The following is a 17,079-nucleotide window of genomic DNA, read 5'->3' on the forward strand; positions in this document are numbered from 1 at the left end:
ACGGTCCGGTGTTCACGGCATACCTGCTGGTCAGGTGGCTGCGACCGTCGAGGGCTCCGGGTCGTGCCCGGGTCCGCGCCGCACGCGAAGACGGGGTATGCCGCGTGGTGACCACGCGGCATACCCCGTCTCTGTCGGGCGTGCTGCCTCAGCCGGCGTCGGCGGAGTCGCCCACCGTCTCCACGACCGGGAGCTCGATGCTGCCCGGGTGGGGGGTACCGACGAACGAGAACGTCGCGCTCTTGCCCTCGCCCTCGGCCCCGACGAGCACCAGCTCGCCGGCCTTGAGCTCGCCGTAGAGGATCTTCTCGGACAGGACGTCCTCGATCTCGCGCTGGATGGTGCGACGCAGCGGCCGCGCACCGAGCACGGGGTCGTAGCCCTTCTTGGCCAGCACGTTCTTGGCCTCGATGGTGAGCTCGATGCCCATGTCCTTGTCCTTGAGCCGCTTGTCCAGCTTGGCGATCTCGAGATCGACGATGGCGACGATCTCCTCCTGCGTGAGCTGGGGGAAGACGATGATGTCGTCGACCCGGTTGAGGAACTCGGGACGGAAGTGCTGCTTGAGCTCGTCCGTGACCTTGTTCTTCATGCGGTCGTAGTCGCTGCGGGTGTCCGCACCGGCCGAGAAGCCGAGCGAACCCTTGGTGATGTCACGCGTGCCGAGGTTGGTCGTCATGATGATGACGGTGTTCTTGAAGTCGACCATCCGACCCTGGGAGTCGGTGAGGCGGCCGTCCTCGAGCACCTGCAACAGCGTGTTGAAGATGTCGGGGTGGGCCTTCTCGACCTCGTCGAAGAGGACGACCGAGAACGGCTTGCGCCGGACCTTCTCGGTGAGCTGGCCACCCTCTTCGTAGCCGACGTAGCCGGGGGGCGAGCCGAAGAGCCGCGACACCGTGTGCTTCTCGGAGAACTCCGACATGTCGAGCTGGATGAGGCTGTCCTCGTCACCGAAGAGGAACTCGGCGAGCGTCTTGGCGAGCTCGGTCTTACCGACACCGGTCGGACCGGCGAAGATGAACGAGCCACCGGGACGACGCGGGTCCTTCAGACCGGCGCGGGTGCGACGGATCGCCTGCGACATCGCCTTGATGGCGTCGTCCATGCCGACCACGCGCTTGTGCAGCTCGTCCTCCATGTGGAGCAGTCGGCTCGACTCCTCCTCGGTGAGCTTGAAGACCGGGATGCCGGTGCTGGCGGCCAGGACCTCGGCGATGAGCTCCTCGTCGACCTCGGCCACGACGTCCATGTCGCCGGACTTCCACTGCGTCTCGCGCTCCGCCTTGGCGGTGAGCAGCTTCTTCTCGTCGTCCCGCAGCCTGGCGGCCTTCTCGAAGTCCTGGCCGTCGATGGCCGACTCCTTCTCCAGCCGCACGGCCGCGATCTTCTCGTCGAACTCGCGCAGGTCCGGCGGTGCGGTCATCCGGCGGATGCGCAACCGCGCGCCCGCCTCGTCGATGAGGTCGATCGCCTTGTCCGGCAGGAACCGGTCGTTGATGTACCGGTCGGCGAGGTTGGCCGCGGAGACGAGGGCGCCGTCGGTGATGGACACCCGGTGGTGCGCCTCGTAGCGGTCGCGCAGGCCCTTGAGGATCTCGATCGCGTGGCTGAGCGTCGGCTCGGCGACCTGGATCGGCTGGAACCGGCGCTCGAGGGCCGAGTCCTTCTCGATGTGCTTGCGGTACTCGTCGAGCGTCGTGGCACCGATGGTCTGGAGCTCACCGCGGGCCAGCATCGGCTTGAGGATGCTGGCGGCGTCGATCGCGCCCTCGGCGGCACCCGCACCGACGAGGGTGTGGATCTCGTCGATGAACAGGATGATGTCGCCGCGGGTGCGGATCTCCTTGAGGACCTTCTTCAGCCGCTCCTCGAAGTCGCCGCGGTAGCGGCTGCCGGCGACGAGGGCGCCGAGGTCGAGGGTGTAGAGCTGCTTGTCCTTGAGGGTCTCGGGCACCTCGCCCTTGACGATGTCCTGGGCCAGGCCCTCGACGACGGCGGTCTTGCCGACGCCGGGCTCACCGATGAGGACCGGGTTGTTCTTGGTGCGGCGGGACAGCACCTGCATGACCCGCTCGATCTCCTTCTCACGCCCGATCACCGGGTCGAGCTTGCCCTCGCGGGCAGCCATGGTGAGGTTGCGGCCGAACTGGTCGAGCACGAGCGAACCCGCGGGGGTGCCCTCCTGCTGGACGTTGCCGGACAGACCGGCGCCCGAGCCACCCTCCTTGCCCTGGTAGCCGGAGATCAGCTGGATGACCTGCTGCCGCACGCGGTTGAGGTCRGCGCCCAGCTTGACGAGGACCTGGGCGGCGACACCCTCGCCCTCGCGGATGAGGCCGAGCAGGATGTGCTCGGTGCCGATGTAGTTGTGGCCGAGCTGCAGCGCCTCGCGCAGGCTCAGCTCGAGGACCTTCTTCGCTCGCGGCGTGAAGGGAATGTGGCCGCTCGGGGCCTGCTGCCCCTGGCCGATGATCTCCTGCACCTGCTCGCGGACCGACTCCAGCGAAATGCCGAGGCTCTCCAGAGCCTTGGAGGCGACGCCTTCACCCTCGTGGATGAGACCGAGCAGGATGTGCTCCGTGCCGATGTAGTTGTGGTTGAGCATGCGCGCTTCTTCCTGCGCGAGCACGACCACCCGACGGGCCCGGTCGGTGAACCGTTCAAACATCTTCTGCTCCTGCCTATCGAGATCACCTCGATGCTATCCGTGCGACGGGGACCCGGCGTGTGCCTTCCGTGGACCGATACCCGATCGGGACGAAATTCAACCCCTGTCGTACGACTCGTTGGGGGAACGCGGGGCGCCCCCCACCTGTTCCCCGACCTGAGCCGGGTCGGCTCATGTTCGCCGTGGGCGGACGCGACGCGAGGTATGCCGCGCGTGGCTGCCCGCGCGGCATACCCCAGCTCTCTCGCCCGATAGAGATGAGACGGGTATGCCGGGGGGCATGGTTCAGCCCGTGGGCCCCTTCTTGCGGACCTCGTCGACCTGCGCCATCGCCTCGCGGAGCTCACCGAGCCACGTGTCGGACTTCTCCCCGACGAGCTTGACGCACCAGGCCAGCGCCTCGGACCGCGACTTGGCGACCCCCGCCTCGACGAGGGTGTCGAGCACCTGGCGCTCGGACTGGCGCAGCCGCGTCATGACGGGAGCCGCCAGGTGGGTGAAGAGGGCCTCGGTCTCGCCGACCCGCACCCCCCAGGACACCTTGCGGCCACTGAGGTGCTCGAGCTCACGAGCGATCTCGATGCGCCGCTCGCGGGTGTCCTCGCGGAAGGACTTGATCCGGCCGCGCGCCGCGATGGTGCGGTCGGTGTCGTCGGAGTCGTCGCCGAGCTCAGGCTCGGCGAGGGTCCCCCGGATGATGAGCTCGTCGCGGTCACGGGTGACCTCGACGGGGCCGGTGAACCAGTCGGTGGGAAGCCGGCCGGCCAGCCATGCTTCTGCCGTTGTCTTCGTTGCCATGTAATGATGATTACACGGTTACCGGCGAAGAGCGCTGGCTGTCCGCTGCAGGCGAACAGCCCGCTGCTCGCGGGCCGACCTCAGCGGGGTCGCTGGTCGGAGATCCGCTTGGCCTTGCCCAGCGAACGCTCGAGCGCGTGCGGCTCGAGCACCTCCACCCGGACGGTCACGCCCACGCGGTCCTTGACCCGCTTGCGCAGGGCGGCGGCCATCGAGGCCCGCTGCTCGGGCGTCGAGTCGGCCGCGGCAGCCTCGACCTGGACGGTGAGCTCGTCCATCCGGCCGGGTCGCGTGAGCACGCACAGGTAGTGCGGGGTCAGGCCCTCGACGGTGAGCAGGTGCTCCTCGATCTGCGACGGGAAGACGTTGACGCCCCGCACGATCATCATGTCGTCGCTGCGCCCGGTGATCTTGGCCATCCTGCGGAACTGCGGGAAGGCCGTGCCGGGCATGAGGGTGGTGAGGTCCCTGGTGCGGTACCGGACCACGGGCATGGCCTGCTTGGTGAGCGAGGTGAACACGAGCTCGCCCTCCTGGCCGTCGGGGAGCACCTCCCCGGTGACCGGGTCCACCACCTCGGGGTAGAAGTGGTCCTCCCAGATGTGCAGCCCGTCCTGCGTCTCACCCGACTCCTGTGACACCCCCGGGCCGATCACCTCGGAGAGCCCGTAGATGTCGACCGCGCGGATGTTGCTGCGGCGCTCCACCTCTTCGCGCATCTGCTCGGTCCACGGCTCGGCGCCGAAGATGCCGATCTCGAGGGAGGTCGACTTCGGGTCGATGCCCTGCGCTTCCATCGCGTCGAGGATCCCGAGGAAGTAGGACGGCGTCACCATGATGATCCGGGGCCGGAAGTCCTCGATGAGCTGCACCTGTCGCTCGGTCATGCCGCCACTGACCGGCACGACCGTGCACCCGAGTCGCTCTGCGCCGTAGTGGGCCCCGAGCCCTCCGGTGAAGAGGCCGTACCCGTAGACGACGTGCAGCAGGTCGCCGGGACGCCCGCCGGCCGCCTCGATCGACCGCGCCATCACCTGCGCCCACATGTCGATGTCGTCGCGGGTGTAGCCGACGACGGTGGGCTTGCCCGTCGTGCCGCTCGAGGCGTGCACCCGGACCACCTGCTCGCGCGGCACCGCGAACATCCCGAACGGGTAGTTGTCGCGCAGGTCGGCCTTGGCGGTGAAGGGAAAGCGGGCGAGGTCGGCGAGGGACTGGAGGTCGGCGGGCCGCACGCCGGCTGCGTCGAACGCCGCTCGGTAGTGGGGCACGTTCTGGTAGGCGTGCGACAGGCTCCAGCGCATCCGCTCCAGCTGGAGCGCGCGCAGTTCCTCGACGGTGGAGACGACGGTGTCCATGGGCGGCAATCTACGGCCGACGCCTCCTCCGCGGGTATGCCGCGGTGTGGCGGTGTGCCGCGGGCATGCCGCGTGCCGCCGGTGTGCCGCGGGTGCCGTGCGGTCATTAGCGGCGGCCGGCGAGGGCGAACCTGAGAGTTGTCCGTGAATCCCGCACTCCCGTATCGCCGGACGAGGATCGGACGTACGCTCGCAAAGGTGGACCGGCTGGGCGCGCCCCTCGTCGTCGATCCGCCCCAGGGGGTGGCCGACGAGCACCCGCGCGCCCCGGGTCGGCGGGTCGCCCTCGTGCCGGCCCCGCGCCTGTGGCTCCTGGCCACCTTCCTCGTCGTGGCCCTGCTGGCCGTCGGCGCCTACGCCCTCACTCGAGGGCCAGAGACTCCCCCGATCACCGCCACCGACGTCAACAAGGCGGTGCAGGACGGCATCGCCAGGGCCCAGGCGGAAGCGGCCAAGGCTCCTCCGGACGCCGCCGCGGCATACCGGGCAGCACTGCCGTCACTCGTCACCATCGCGACCCAGCGCACCGGTGCCAACGGCGCCCAGCGCGGCACCGGCGCGGGCGTCGTCGTCAGCGCCGACGGGTCGGTGCTGACTGCCCTGCACGTCGTCGAGGGCGATCGCAGCATCGAGGTGACCTTCTCGGACGGCACCTCGTCACCCGCTGGCGTCAAGGAGCAGGACAAGGCCACCGACATCGCCGTCCTCACACCGGAGCGCCTCCCCCAGGTGGTCGTCCCCGCCGTGCTGGGTGGCGGCGCGCAGGTCGGCGACCCGGTGTTCGCGCTCGGGCATCCGTTGGGGCTCAACGGATCTCTCTCGGCGGGAGTGGTCTCCGCACTCGACCGCAAGATCAGGGTCAACGACAACCAGACCCTCGAGGGACTGATCCAGTTCGACGCGGCCGTCAACCCCGGCAACTCGGGCGGACCGCTGCTCAACAAGGGCGGTCAGGTGATCGGCATCGTGACCGGACTGGCGAACCCCTCGGAACAGAACTTCTTCGTCGGGATCGGTTTCGCGGTACCGATCGCCACTGCCGGTGGAGTCGCCGGCACCCCACCGCAATAGCCGCACCGCACCAGCCGCACCGCAATAGCCGCACCGCACCAGCCGCACCGCAGACGCACATCGCACCCCGAGGAGAGCGCATGGAACCGCACCCCGATCTCGGTCGGCAGCACCCGCTGGAGCAGGCGCTCTACGAGGTGAAGAAGACCATCGTCGGCCAGGACCTCCTGCTCGAGCGCATGCTCGTCGCGCTGCTGGCTCGGGGCCACCTCCTGGTCGAGGGCGTGCCGGGGCTGGCCAAGACCATGGCCATCAAGACGCTCGAGCAGGCGGTGGGAGGCGAGTTCCAACGCATCCAGTTCACGCCCGACCTGGTGCCCGCCGACGTCATCGGCACCCGGATCTACAACCAGAAGGCCGGCGAGTTCCAGGTGTCGCTCGGACCGGTGTTCGCCAACCTGGTCCTCGCCGACGAGATCAACCGGGCACCCGCCAAGGTCCAGAGCGCGCTGCTCGAGGTCATGCAGGAGCGCCAGGTGACGATCGGCCGCGAGACCTTCAAGGCGCCCGACCCGTTCCTCGTGATGGCCACCCAGAACCCGATCGAGTCGGAGGGCACCTATGCGCTGCCCGAGGCGCAGGTCGACCGCTTCATGCTCAAGACCCTCATCGGATACCCCACGGCCTCAGAGGAGTTCGTCGTCGTCGAGCGGATGACGACGACCTTCGAGGCAGCCCAGCGGGTGCTCGAGCCCGGGCAGCTCGTGGAGTTCCAGAAGCAGGCCGACGCCGTCTACGTCGACCCGGCGGTGATCGAGTATGCCGTGCGGCTGGCGACCGCGACCCGCTCGCCGGGCACGGTCGGGCTGCCCGACCTCGCCCGCTACCTCTCGTTCGGGGCGAGCCCGCGGGCGTCGATCAACCTGGTCCTCGCAGGCAAGGCGCTGTCGTTCCTGCGCGGTCGGGACTTCGCGCGCCCACAGGACGTGCGCGACCTGGCCCGCGACGTGATGCGCCACCGCCTGGTGCTGTCCTACGAGGCCCTCGCCGAGGGGATCGGGCCTGACGACCTGCTCACCCCGATCCTTGACGCCGTCAGCATGCCGGACGTGCCACTGCGCGACCGGCGACAGCACCAGACGAGCACCGAGACCTCGTGGACGACCGGACCGCGCTGAGCACCGGGCCACCTCCGTCCGGGCCACTGACCGCCGAGCGCCTGCTCCGGCGGTTGGAGTGGCGCGTCGTGCGCCGGCTCGACGGGCGGCTGCAGGGCGACTACCGGACCCTCTTCCGCGGGACGGGGATCGACTTCACCGACCTGCGTGAGTACGAACCGGGCGACGACCCGCGGCACATCGACTGGAACGTCACGGCCCGCATGGACACGCCCTTCGTCCGCGAGTACGTGGAGGACCGCGAGGTCACCGCGTGGCTGCTGCTCGACCGCTCGGCGTCGATGGGGTTCGGCCCCGTCGACCGCCAGAAGTCGTTGGTGCTGGCCGAGATCGCCACCACCATCGCCCACATCCTCACCCGTGGTGGCAACCACGTCGGCGCCGCGTTGTTCGACGGTGACATCTCCACGATCCCTCCGGGACAGGGTCGCAAGCACGTGCTGAGGATCAGCCAGGCGCTGCTCAGCCCGCCGACCCCGAGCCCGGGCAAGGACACGACCGACCTCTCGCGGTTGCTGCGGGCCGCGCTCGGCCTGGCCCGCCGCCGCTCGCTGCTGGTCATCGTCTCCGACTTCATCACCCAGCCGGGCTGGGAACGGCCGTTGTCGTTGTTGACCCGCCGGCACGACGTCGTCGCCATCCAGGTGGTCGACCCCCGCGAGTCCGAGCTGCCCGCCGTCGGGATGGTCTACGTGGAGGACGCCGAGACCGGCGAGCAGATCTTCGTCGACACGAACGACCCCGTCTTCCGCGAGCGGCTGGCGACGGCCGCGGCCGAGCGCCAGGAGGCCCTGGTCGCGGCGGCGCGCAGGGCGGGCACCGAGATCCACCCGGTCGCGACCGACGACGACCTCGTGCGCGCGCTGGCGCGCATCTCCGAGCTCCGGCGTCGGAGGCGGCGATGACCTTCACGTGGCCGCTGCTGCTGCTCAGCCTGCTCGCGGTCCCCCTGCTGGTGACCGCCTACCGCGGCCAGCTGCGGAGGCGCGAGCGTGGGCGGGCCCGGCTCGCGGCCGAAGGGCTGGTCGCCGCGGGGACCGGCCCCCCCGACCGGTGGCGCCACGTGGCGCCGCTGCTCCTGCTCGCCGCGCTCACCCTGCTGCTGACCTCGCTGGCGCGGCCGGCCGCCACGGTGGCCGAGCCACGCCGGGAGGGCACGGTGGTCCTGGCCTTCGACGTCTCGACCAGCATGGCCGCCAAGGACCTGTCCCCCACCCGCCTCGACGCCGCCAAGGCGGCGGCGCGCACCTTCGTCGCGAAGCAACCCTCGACGATCAGGCTGGGAGTGGTGGCGTTCGGCGACTCGGCGGTGATCTCCCAGCAGCCGACCGACAACCGCGCCGAGGTGCTGGCTGCCATCGACCGGCTCACGCCCCAAGGAGGCACCGCGCTGGGGCGCGGGATCGTCTCGTCGATCAGCGCCATCGCGGGCAAGCCGATCAGCGTCGACGAGACCGGACAGGACGGCACGGCCGGGGGCGACGACCTCGGCTACTACGGGTCGTCGGCCGTGGTCCTGCTGTCCGACGGCGAGAACACCACCGACCCCGACCCGCTGGTCCTCGCCCAGCTGGCCTCGACCGCCGGCGTCCGGATCTACCCCATCGGACTCGGCAGCCCACAGGGCACGGTGCTCGAGGTCGACGGCTTCCAGATCGCCACCCGCCTCGACGAGGCCACCCTCAAGCAGATCGCCGACACCACGGACGGCGCCTACTACGCCGCCAGCGACGCGACCGCCCTGAGCAAGGTCTACAACGACATCGACCTCACCTGGACCGCCCGCACGGAGCGCCGCGAGGTCACGTCGTGGTTCGCGGCCGCGGCAGCGGTGCTGCTCCTGCTGGGCGCCGGCGTCTCGATCGTCCGCTCGGGAAGGGTGGTCTAGCGATGACGTTCGCCCTCCCCTACGCCCTGCTCGGCCTCCTGGCCATCCCCGTCCTCGTCGCGGCATACCTGTGGCAGCTGCGGCGGCGGCGCCGCAACGCGGTGCGCTTCTCCAACGTCGCCCTCATCCGCGCAGTGCTCCCCCGCCAGCGGAGGTGGCGCCGTCACGTGCCGCTGGCCCTCGTCCTGGGCAGCCTGGCCCTGCTGGGACTGGCGGCCGGACGACCGCAGGTGCGCGCCGAGGTGCCGGTGTCGAGCTCGGCGGTGATCCTGGCGGTGGACGTCTCGGGCTCGATGTGCGCCACCGACGTCACCCCGAACCGGCTCGCGGCCGCGCAGGAGGCGGTGCGGCAGTTCATCGACGCGCAGGACGACCGCACCCGGATCGGGCTGGTGGTGTTCTCGGGGTTCGCGCAGGTCGCCGTGGCACCGACCACGAACAAGGATGACCTGCGCAAGGCCGTGGACGGCCTGACCACCGGTCGTGGCACCACCATCGGTGCGGCGATCCTCAAGTCGATCGACGCCATCTCGGAGATCAACCCCGCGGTCGCCCCGGCGGACACCGGGGACGGCACCGGAGGCGGCACCGGCACGGGCACCGGCGAGGGAGCCGACCCGCAGTCACCCACGCCGGGCGGCTCCGGCACCCCCGGCACCCCCGAGCCCCAGAAGGCCAAGACGGTCCCGGAGATCGTCGTGCTCCTCACCGACGGGGCCAACACCCGCGGCGTCAGCCCCCAGGAGGCCGCGATCCAGGCCGCCGCCCGCGGGGTGCGGGTCTTCCCCATCGGCTTCGGCACCACCGAGCCCACGCAGATGGTCTGCACGAGCGACCAGCTGGGCGGCGGTCTCTTCGACGGTCCCCCCGGTGGCTTCGGTGGGGGGATCGGCCCGGGCGGCCGCAACTTCCTCGTGGTCGACGAGCCAGCGTTGCGCAACGTCGCCAGCACCACGGGCGGCGAGTACTTCAAGGCCAGCGACGCCGACCAGCTCCAAGGGGTGCYCAACGACCTGCCCAAGCACGTCGACGTGCAGGAGCGCGACATCGAGGTGAGCGTCGCCTTCGCCGGGCTCGCGGCCCTGGTGCTGCTCCTCGGGCTCTGGCTCGCCGGTCGGTGGGCCGCCCACCCCCAGTAGGACGGTCAGCGGCGGCGCTGACAGCGACCGCACCAGAACAGGTTCCGTCCTCCCACGACCATGGTGCGGATCCTCGAGCCGCAGACCAGGCACCGCTCCCCCTGCCGCTTGTAGACGTACGACCGGCGTTCGGTCAAGCGGTCCACCGACCCCGCCGCCAGCCTCGCCCTGACCTCGTCGACCTGCTCCTGCACGGTGACGATCTTGCCGGTCGCCACCCCCAGCGGGAGCAGGTCGACGAGGTCGAGCCAGATGGCGTCCCAGGTCGAGCGCCGGATCTCTCGACCCGGGCGGAACGGGTCGACGCGCTTCCGGAAGAGCACCTCGCTGCGGTAGACGTTGCCCACCCCGGCCAGCACCGACTGGTCCATGAGCAGCTCGGCGATCGACTTGCTGCTGCGGGCGATCCGGCGCCAGGCGAGCTCCGGATCTGGTTCTGGCCGTAGCGGATCCGGCCCCAGGCGAGAGGTCACGGCCTCGACCTGTTCCGGYGTGATCACGGCGCAGAGGTTGGGCCCGCGGAGGTCGGCCACGTGGTCGTCGGTGGCCAGCCGCAGCCGCACCTGGCCCACGACCGGCGGCTCCCCGGCATACCGGTGCTCGTCGATGGTGAAGGTGCCGATCAGGCCGAGGTGCACGTGCAGCCAGGCGTCGCCATCGAACTCGGCGAAGAGGTGCTTGCCCCAGGAGGTGGCGTGGAGGAAGGTGCGGCCGTCGATCAATGCCGCGCCGGCCGCGAAGCGGCCCTGCGGGCTCGTCGCGGTGGGCTGCGTGCCGCGGTATGCCGCGTCGAGGTCACGGGCGAGCGCGAACAGGGTGTGGCCTTCGGGCATGGGGCCATCATCACGGGTTGTCGGTCCGGCTGCCTCCTACACTGCACCCCATGGCGGCCACCGAGACCAGACTCCTGCTGCTCGGCGCCGTCATGTTGTTCGAGCCGGTCAACGGTTACCAGCTGCGTCGCGAGCTGCTGTCCTGGCAGGTCGAGGACTGGGCGCACGTCAACCCCGGCTCGATCTACTCGGGACTGGCCACCTTGGCGAAGCAGGGCAACCTCGACCGGCACGACCTGGTCGACGGCAGCCGAGAGGTCGCGGTCTACACGAGCACACCGCTCGGGCGGCGCGAGTTCGAGAAGCTCTGGCGCGCGGCGGTCGAGGCGCCCGACCTGCTGTCGCCACTGCCCTTCCACACGGGCCTGGCCCTGATGCCGTTGATGAGCCGGACCGCGGTGCGTGAGGCGCTGCAGACCCGGCTGGCGAACCTGGACGCGAGGACCCGCGAGCAGCTGTCCCGCGAGGTCCCCGCCGACGCGGTGCCGCCCCATGTGCTCGCCCTCGCCGACCTCTGGATGGGGATGGGGCAGACCGAGCGCGAGTGGCTGGTGCAGCTCATCGCGCGGGTGGACCGCGGCGACTTCGGTCTGCGCGGGGAGCCCGCCGACTGGCAGGCACCGGCAGACGACCCCGGCTGGCAGATGGCCACCGACCGCCAGCGGTACGTGGAGCTCATCGCCCGTCAGCGATGAGTCCGTGTCGGTGCGCCGGTCTACGTTGTTGGCGCCGGGCTGACCACGTGATGGCGCCCGGCTGGCCGATGGCTTGACGCCCCCATGTTCAATGTTGAACACTTTGGGGTGTTCAACCTTGAACAACAGTGGTCGAGACGGCACGACGATGAGCAGGCAAGGGAGCGGACGATGATCCACGCACGAGGTCTGGTGCAGACCTTCCAGACACGCGAGGGCCGGAAGAAGGGCGAGGTGTGCGCCGTCGACGGCGTCGACCTCGACGTGGCCGAGGGCGAGGTCGTCGGGTTCCTCGGGCCGAACGGCGCCGGCAAGACCACGACGCTGCGCATGCTGACCACGCTCCTGCGCCCGACGGAGGGCACCGCCACGGTGGCCGGCTTCGACGTCGTCAAGGAGTCCGAGAAGGTCCGCCGGTCGATCGGCTATGTCTCCCAGAGCGGGGCCACCGGCCAGTTCGCGCGCGCGGGCGACGAGGTCGTCGACCACGGGATGCTCTACGGCATGTCGGCCGTGGACGCCCGCCGCCGCGGTCAGGAGCTGTTCGGGCAGCTCGACCTCGAAGGACTCTGGGGGCGTCAGCCCAAGACCATGTCGGGCGGCCAGCGCCGTCGGCTCGACATCGTCATGGGGCTGATCCACGAGCCGACCCTCGTCTTCCTCGACGAGCCGACGACCGGGCTCGACCCACAGGCCCGGGCCAACCTCTGGACCCACATCGCCGACCTGCGCAAGCGACGCGGGGCCACGGTCTTCCTCACCACCCACTACCTCGACGAGGCCGACGCGCTGAGCGACCGGATCATCATCATCGACCACGGCAAGATCATCGCCGCCGACACGAGCGACAACCTCAAGGCGCAGGTGTCCGGCGACCTGGTCGACCTCGAGGTGGCCGACCCCGACCTCGTGGCCGAGGCGGCCAAACGACTCGACGCCATCGCCGAGTCGGGTCGCGCCGGCCGCGACGCGGTCGAGATCGACGGCAACCACGTCCGCGCGCGGGTGCAACGCGCCGGCAAGGCGGTGCCCGGACTGCTGGCGGACCTGCGGGGAGCCGACATCGACCTCGAGTCGATCGAGGTGCTGCGCCCCACCCTCGACGACGTCTTCCTCACCCTCACCGGCCGCTCACTGCGCGACGCGGAGTCCTCAGCCCCGGCCGACCCGACCTCGAAGGAGAAGTGACGTGCAGTTCCTGCGTGAGTCCTTCATCGTCTTCCGCCGCCAGCTGCGGATGAACCTGCGCAACCCCGCCTGGGTGCTGATCGGCCTGATGCAGCCGATCCTCTACCTGTTCCTCTTCGGGCCGCTGCTCAAGCCGATGGCCCAGCAGCTCGGCGTCGAGAACACCTGGACCTTCTTCGTGCCCGGCATGCTCGTCCAGCTCGGCATGTTCGGGGCCTTCTTCGCCGGCTTCGGCCTGATCTCCGAGTGGCGCGACGGCGTCATCGAGGCCGAGCGGGTGACCCCAGCCAGCCGCACGGCCCTGCTGATGGGACGGCTGTGGCGCGACCTGCTCCAGCTCCTGGTGCAGGCACTGGTGCTGGTCGGGCTCGGCTACTGGGTCGGCATGGACGCCCCCCTGGGCGGGGTCGTGCTCGGGGTCCTGCTCACCCTGCTGGTCGGTGGCGCCTGCGCCGCGGCCTCGAACGCCCTGGCGCTCACCACGAAGAGCGAGGACGTCATGGCGCCGGTCATCAACGTCGTGATGATGCCGGTGCTGCTGCTCTCGGGCATCCTCCTGCCGATGACCATCGGACCCGAGTGGCTGCAGCGCACCAGCGACTTCATGCCGTTCCGCTGGATCACCGACGGTGTGCGCGGATCGTTCCTCGGCGACTTCGGAGCCAACGGCGTGATGTGGGGCAGCCTCTGGGCGGTCGTGCTCTTCGCCATCGCCCTCTGGTGGGGCACCGCGACCTTCCGCAAGGAGAACGCCTAGCTGTCCACCCGACCCGGGTATGCCGCGTGGCCCAGCCACGCGGCATACCGGCGGTTGGCGTCAGCTGGCCTTCTTGGCCGCCTTCTTCGCGGTGGTCTTCTTGGCGGCGGACTTCGTGGCAGCGGCCTTCGTGGCGGTGGTCTTCTTCGCGGCCGGCGCGCTGTCGGAGGTCGACTCGCCCCGTGAGGCCTTGGCCTTGTCGACCGACTTCTTGAGGGCTGCGAGCAGGTCGACGACCTCGCCCGACTCGTCCTTCGACTCGGGGGTGAACTGCACCTCGCCACCCTCGACCTTGGCCTTCACCAGGGACTGGAGCGCCGCGGCGTAGTCGTCCTCGTAGTCGTCGGGCTGGTAGTCGCCGGCCAGCTGCTCGATGAGCAGGTCGGCCATGGCGAGCTCCTGCTTGGTGGCCTTGGCGTCGTCGTCGAGCGTCGCGAAGTCGGGCTTGCGGATCTCGTCGGGCCACAACATGGTCTGCATGAGGATGACTCCCTCGTGCACGCGGAGCACGGCCATGGTCATCCGGGTGCGGATCGAGACCGTCACCACCGCGACGCGGTTCTCCTTCTCGAGCGCGTCACGCAGGAGGATGTAGGGCTTGGTGGACGCCTTGTCGGGCTCGAGGTAGTAGGACTTGTCGTAGAGCATCGGGTCGATCTGCTCGGCCGGGACGAACTTCTCGACCGAGATCTCCTTGCTGCTGCTGGCCGGGAGGTCCTTGAAGTCCTCGTCGGTCAGGACGACCATCTCGCCGTCCTCGGTCTCGTAGCCCTTGGCGATGTCGTCGTAGGACACGATCTCGCCGTCGATGCTGCAGACCCGCTGGTACTTGATGCGACCGCCGTCCTCACGGTGCACCTGGCGGAACTGCACGTCGTGGTTCTCGGTGGCGGAGTAGAGACGGATCGGCACGTTCACCAGGCCGAAGGACACCGCGCCCTTCCAGATCGCTCGCATGCTTGCTCGTCCTTCCCGTCTGCCTGCCCGTGGACAGGCCCCCGTCCCTGGCGAGACCCCTCGGCCTCGCACGTGGGAACCAGCCTATGCGTCAGGATGGCCCCATGCGCCCCATGCTGGCCAGCCCCACGACCGTCATTCCCGACGGCGACGAGTGGCTGCACGAGGTCAAGTGGGACGGCATGCGGGTGCTGGCCGACGTCCACGACGGGGTCCTGACCCTCACGTCGCGGATCGGGAACGACGTGACGGTGAGCTTCCCCGAGCTGCAGCCGCTGGCGAAGGCCTACGACGACATGCTCCTCGACGGGGAGGTCGTCGCCCTTGACGGCGGCCGGCCGTCGTTCGGGGCCCTCGCCGACCGGATGYACGTACGTGACCGACGCAAGGCCGAGCGGCTCTCTGCGGTGCGCCCGGTGACCCTGATGGTGTTCGACCTGCTGCGGCTCTACGGCTCCGACCTCACGGCCCAGCCGCTGTCGGCGCGACGGGAGCTGCTCGAGCGGCTCGACCTGGCGGGACGGCACTGGCAGGTGCCACCGGTCTACGAGGACGGCAGGGAGCTCTTCGCCGCGACCCTCGAGCAGGGCCTGGAGGGCGTCGTGAGCAAGCGCCGGTCGGCCCCGTACCTGCCGGGGCGGCGCTCGGGCGACTGGCTCAAGTCGCCCCACCGCACCACGATCTCTGCCGTGGTCGGGGGCTGGCGGCCGGAGAAGACCAACGACTCGGGTCGGCTCGGTGCCGTGCTGCTCGGCGTGCCCGACGGCGCGGGCGGGTGGCGGTTCGCCGGTCGGATGGGCAGCGGGATCGCCGGACGGGCGGCAGCGCAGCTCGCCGAGGCGCTCGCGCCGCACACCAGGACGGACTCGCCCTTCAGCGACGAGGTGCCGCGGCTCGACAGCGTGGGCGCGACCTGGGTCGACCCGGTGGTCGTCGTCGAGGCTCGCACGCTGGAGGTGACGCGCGACGGGAGGCTGCGCCAGCCGGCATACCTCGGCCTGCGCGCCGACCTGAGGCCCGAGGACCTCCAGGAGGTGGACGGTGCCTGAGCGCTACACCCCGCAGGCCACCCGGGTGGAGGTCGCAGGACGGACCCTCAAGCTCACCAGCCTCGACAAGCTGCTCTTCCCGTCCACCGAGACGACCAAGGGTGAGGTGCTCAGCTACTACGCCCAGGTGGCGGACGTGCTCCTCCCCCACCTCGCCGACCGGGCGCTGACCCGGGTGCGCTGGCCGCACGGCACCGGCGACCAGAGCTTCTTCGAGAAGAACCTGCCATCGGGAGCGCCCTCGTGGCTGCCCCGCGTCCAGATCGACGACGTCACCTACCCGATGGTCGAGGACCTCGCGCACCTGACCTACCTGATCAACCTCAACTCCATCGAGCTGCACATCCCCCAGTGGCGGGTGCTCGACGGCGAGCGCCAGCACCCCGACCGGCTGGTCATCGACCTCGACCCCGGCTCGCCCGCGGGGCTGAAGGAATGCGCCCAGGTGGCCCTGATGGTGCGTGACCGCCTCGGCTCGCTGGGGCTCGACCTCTTCCCGGTCACCAGCGGCAGCAAGGGGATGCAGCTCTACGCCGGCCTGCCCGGCGACCTGACCTCGGACCAGACGAGGGACCTCGCCCAGCAGCTCGCGCAGGAGCTCACCAAGAAGCACCCCGACCTCATCGTGTGGAAGATGACCAAGTCGCTGCGCCCCGGCAAGATCTTCCTCGACTGGAGCCAGAACGTCGCCGCCAAGACCACGGTGTGCCCCTACTCGATGCGCGGCAAGGAGACGCCGACGGTCGCGGCTCCCCGGTCGTGGGACGAGGTGGAGGCCGGAGCCGAGGGCAGGAAGTTCGAGCAGCTCATGTTCGACGAGGTGCTCGACCGCCTCGAGTCCGACGGCGACCTCCTGGCCGACCTGCTCGGCTAGCTCGGCACCCCTTCCCGCAACCTGAGCGCCCCCTGGGGCGCTCAGGTTGCGGGAAGGGGTGGGCCGGGCACGCGCGGGCAGCCCGAGCACTCGTGCACGCCGGGCAACACGTAGATGAAGCAGCACGACGCGCGCCGCGGCGGACGCTGGCCGCTGGCCCGGGCCAGGGTCATGGCCCACACGTCGTCGACCATGCCGCGTCGGGTGTGCTCGCCCAGCTTGACCGGCGAGTGGTAGCCGAGCGCCAGCTCGAGCGCGTCGGCCCGGTATGCCGCCCGGGCGGCGTCCAGCCGGTCGTCCAGTGCCGCGGACGTCACTCGCGGACGCTCGAACTGCGCGGCCACGGGGTAGAGCTGGCTCGGCTGCAGCGCGAAGCTCAACGCTGCCTCGAAGGGGTGCACGACCCACGGGTGGTGCCGGGCCGCGTACACCCCCGCCTCCGCAGCCGCCTCCAGGGTCCACTGCAGCACGAACGCCGCCGGCATCGACTGCGGCACCACGGCAGCGTGCTGACGAGCGGTCGTGAGGCTCAGCCGGGCACGCCACTCATGGAATGCGTCGATTCCGGCGCGCTGCTTTTCGACAATGTCGCGCCAATCCCAGGAAAGTACTGGATCTCCTACTGCGCCCGGACGTATTGGATCTCCTGCTGCGCCCGGACGTGCTGGCGAACCCACCGGGAC

Annotated in this window: 16 protein-coding genes; 10 read left to right on the forward strand and 6 right to left on the reverse strand. The window is 70.2% G+C overall.

Annotation, left to right across the window (positions count from 1 at the left end; translation table 11 throughout):
- Positions 1-148: 148 nt before the first annotated feature.
- The 3 genes from AC1DX8_RS14360 to paaK all read right to left on the reverse strand — a co-directional run bounded on the left by AC1DX8_RS14360 (position 149) and on the right by paaK (position 4,827).
- The gene (locus tag AC1DX8_RS14360; RefSeq protein WP_477630609.1) at positions 149-2,671 is read right to left on the reverse strand and encodes an ATP-dependent Clp protease ATP-binding subunit; all 2,523 of its coding nucleotides are present in this window, start codon (positions 2,669-2,671) and stop codon (positions 149-151) included.
- Between the two features lie 285 nt (positions 2,672-2,956).
- Entirely contained in the window at positions 2,957-3,469 is a 513-nt protein-coding gene (locus tag AC1DX8_RS14365; protein WP_477630610.1) for a hypothetical protein, read from the reverse strand.
- 80 nt (positions 3,470-3,549) lie between these two features.
- On the reverse strand, positions 3,550-4,827 hold the full coding sequence (paaK, locus tag AC1DX8_RS14370; protein WP_477630611.1) for a phenylacetate--CoA ligase PaaK: 1,278 nt from the start codon (positions 4,825-4,827) through the stop codon (positions 3,550-3,552).
- A 198-nt stretch (positions 4,828-5,025) separates the two neighbouring features.
- On the opposite strand from paaK, the gene AC1DX8_RS14375 reads away from it, so the two are divergent.
- From AC1DX8_RS14375 to AC1DX8_RS14395, 5 genes are all read left to right on the forward strand, one after another.
- Entirely contained in the window at positions 5,026-5,898 is an 873-nt protein-coding gene (locus AC1DX8_RS14375; protein ID WP_477630612.1) for a S1C family serine protease, read from the forward strand.
- A gap of 80 nt (positions 5,899-5,978) precedes the next feature.
- On the forward strand, positions 5,979-7,016 hold the full coding sequence (locus AC1DX8_RS14380) for an AAA family ATPase (protein WP_477630613.1): 1,038 nt from the start codon (positions 5,979-5,981) through the stop codon (positions 7,014-7,016).
- Entirely contained in the window at positions 6,995-7,921 is a 927-nt protein-coding gene (locus AC1DX8_RS14385) for a DUF58 domain-containing protein (protein ID WP_477630614.1), read from the forward strand. Before AC1DX8_RS14380 ends, AC1DX8_RS14385 begins: the two co-directional genes overlap by 22 nt.
- Complete coding sequence (locus tag AC1DX8_RS14390; protein WP_477630615.1) at positions 7,918-8,904, forward strand: vWA domain-containing protein; 987 nt, start codon at positions 7,918-7,920, stop codon at positions 8,902-8,904. Before AC1DX8_RS14385 ends, AC1DX8_RS14390 begins: the two co-directional genes overlap by 4 nt.
- 2 nt (positions 8,905-8,906) lie before the next feature.
- Complete coding sequence (locus AC1DX8_RS14395; protein ID WP_477630616.1) at positions 8,907-10,043, forward strand: VWA domain-containing protein; 1,137 nt, start codon at positions 8,907-8,909, stop codon at positions 10,041-10,043.
- A 5-nt stretch (positions 10,044-10,048) separates the two neighbouring features.
- Here the strand turns inward: AC1DX8_RS14395 and AC1DX8_RS14400 are convergent, their stop codons facing one another.
- Positions 10,049-10,876: an Fpg/Nei family DNA glycosylase gene (locus tag AC1DX8_RS14400; protein ID WP_477630617.1), complete on the reverse strand. Its 828-nt coding sequence runs from the start codon at positions 10,874-10,876 to the stop codon at positions 10,049-10,051.
- Positions 10,877-10,926: 50 nt separating this feature from the next.
- Between AC1DX8_RS14400 and AC1DX8_RS14405 the strand changes: the two genes are divergently transcribed.
- The 3 genes from AC1DX8_RS14405 to AC1DX8_RS14415 all read left to right on the forward strand — a co-directional run bounded on the left by AC1DX8_RS14405 (position 10,927) and on the right by AC1DX8_RS14415 (position 13,516).
- Positions 10,927-11,571: a PadR family transcriptional regulator gene (locus AC1DX8_RS14405; RefSeq protein ID WP_477630618.1), complete on the forward strand. Its 645-nt coding sequence runs from the start codon at positions 10,927-10,929 to the stop codon at positions 11,569-11,571.
- A 171-nt stretch (positions 11,572-11,742) separates the two neighbouring features.
- On the forward strand, positions 11,743-12,759 hold the full coding sequence (locus tag AC1DX8_RS14410; RefSeq protein ID WP_477630619.1) for an ATP-binding cassette domain-containing protein: 1,017 nt from the start codon (positions 11,743-11,745) through the stop codon (positions 12,757-12,759).
- A 1-nt stretch (position 12,760) separates the two neighbouring features.
- Positions 12,761-13,516, forward strand: a complete 756-nt coding sequence (locus tag AC1DX8_RS14415; protein WP_477630620.1) for an ABC transporter permease — start codon at positions 12,761-12,763, stop codon at positions 13,514-13,516.
- A 60-nt stretch (positions 13,517-13,576) separates the two neighbouring features.
- Here AC1DX8_RS14415 and ku read toward each other — a convergent pair whose 3' ends face one another.
- A complete protein-coding gene (ku, locus tag AC1DX8_RS14420) occupies positions 13,577-14,473 on the reverse strand; it encodes a non-homologous end joining protein Ku (protein ID WP_477630621.1) in 897 nt (298 codons plus the stop codon).
- 104 nt (positions 14,474-14,577) lie between these two features.
- Here ku and ligD (AC1DX8_RS14425) point away from each other — a divergent pair, with 104 nt between their 5' ends.
- A complete protein-coding gene (gene ligD / locus AC1DX8_RS14425) occupies positions 14,578-15,522 on the forward strand; it encodes a non-homologous end-joining DNA ligase (protein ID WP_477630622.1) in 945 nt (314 codons plus the stop codon).
- Positions 15,515-16,396 carry a non-homologous end-joining DNA ligase gene (ligD, locus tag AC1DX8_RS14430; RefSeq protein ID WP_477630623.1) on the forward strand — a complete coding sequence of 294 codons (882 nt, stop codon included), beginning with the start codon at positions 15,515-15,517 and terminating at the stop codon, positions 16,394-16,396. The genes ligD (AC1DX8_RS14425) and ligD (AC1DX8_RS14430) overlap by 8 nt, the downstream gene beginning before the upstream one ends.
- A 41-nt stretch (positions 16,397-16,437) precedes the next feature.
- Here ligD (AC1DX8_RS14430) and AC1DX8_RS14435 read toward each other — a convergent pair whose 3' ends face one another.
- Positions 16,438-16,893: a (2Fe-2S)-binding protein gene (locus tag AC1DX8_RS14435; RefSeq protein WP_477630624.1), complete on the reverse strand. Its 456-nt coding sequence runs from the start codon at positions 16,891-16,893 to the stop codon at positions 16,438-16,440.
- Between the last annotated feature and the right edge of the window lie 186 nt (positions 16,894-17,079).

The organism is Pedococcus sp. P2_A3, assembly GCF_056405035.1.